Below are 1,378 nucleotides of genomic sequence, written 5' to 3' on the forward strand. Positions count from 1 at the left end.
AAGTTTCCGTGTTTCGTTTTGTTCAGTTTTGAGAGAACTATCTCTCATATATAAATGTATGTTCTTTGAAAACTAGATAACAGTGTAGCTCATATTTTTTAATTTTAGTTTGGTTAAGTTAGAAAGGGCGCACGGTGGATGCCTTGACACTAGGAGTCGATGAAGGACGGGACTAACGCCGATATGCTTCGGGGAGCTGTAAGTAAGCTTTGATCCGAAGATTTCCGAATGGGGAAACCCACCATACGTAATGGTATGGTATCCTTATCTGAATACATAGGGTAAGGAAGACAGACCCAGGGAACTGAAACATCTAAGTACCTGGAGGAAGAGAAAGCAAATGCGATTTCCTGAGTAGCGGCGAGCGAAACGGAACATAGCCCAAACCAAGAGGCTTGCCTCTTGGGGTTGTAGGACATTCTATACGGAGTTACAAAGGAACGAGGTAGACGAAGCGACCTGGAAAGGTCCGTCGTAGAGGGTAACAACCCCGTAGTCGAAACTTCGTTCTCTCTTGAATGTATCCTGAGTACGGCGGAACACGTGAAATTCCGTCGGAATCTGGGAGGACCATCTCCCAAGGCTAAATACTCCCTAGTGATCGATAGTGAACCAGTACCGTGAGGGAAAGGTGAAAAGCACCCCGGAAGGGGAGTGAAAGAGATCCTGAAACCGTGTGCCTACAAATAGTCAGAGCCCGTTAACGGGTGATGGCGTGCCTTTTGTAGAATGAACCGGCGAGTTACGATCCCGTGCGAGGTTAAGCTGAAGAGGCGGAGCCGCAGCGAAAGCGAGTCTGAATAGGGCGTTTAGTACGTGGTCGTAGACCCGAAACCAGGTGATCTACCCATGTCCAGGGTGAAGTTCAGGTAACACTGAATGGAGGCCCGAACCCACGCACGTTGAAAAGTGCGGGGATGAGGTGTGGGTAGCGGAGAAATTCCAATCGAACCTGGAGATAGCTGGTTCTCCCCGAAATAGCTTTAGGGCTAGCCTTAAGTGTAAGAGTCTTGGAGGTAGAGCACTGATTGGACTAGGGGTCCTCATCGGATTACCGAATTCAGTCAAACTCCGAATGCCAATGACTTATCCTTAGGAGTCAGACTGCGAGTGATAAGATCCGTAGTCAAAAGGGAAACAGCCCAGACCGCCAGCTAAGGTCCCAAAGTGTGTATTAAGTGGAAAAGGATGTGGAGTTGCTTAGACAACTAGGATGTTGGCTTAGAAGCAGCCACCATTTAAAGAGTGCGTAATAGCTCACTAGTCGAGTGACTCTGCGCCGAAAATGTACCGGGGCTAAATACACCACCGAAGCTGCGGATTGATACCAATGGTATCAGTGGTAGGGGAGCGTTCTAAGGACAGTGAAGTCAGACCG

At 48.4% G+C, this 1,378-nt stretch carries 1 rRNA gene; it reads left to right on the plus strand.

The features are described 5' to 3' along the window. Positions 1-111 precede the first annotated feature (111 nt). A 23S ribosomal RNA gene (locus tag ACQGS6_RS28515) occupies positions 112-1,378 on the plus strand; the annotation flags it as partial.

The sequence above is a fragment of the Bacillus sp. GMs2/2 genome, assembly GCF_050172095.1.
GTDB lineage: Bacteria > Bacillota > Bacilli > Bacillales > Bacillaceae_G > Bacillus_A > Bacillus_A cereus.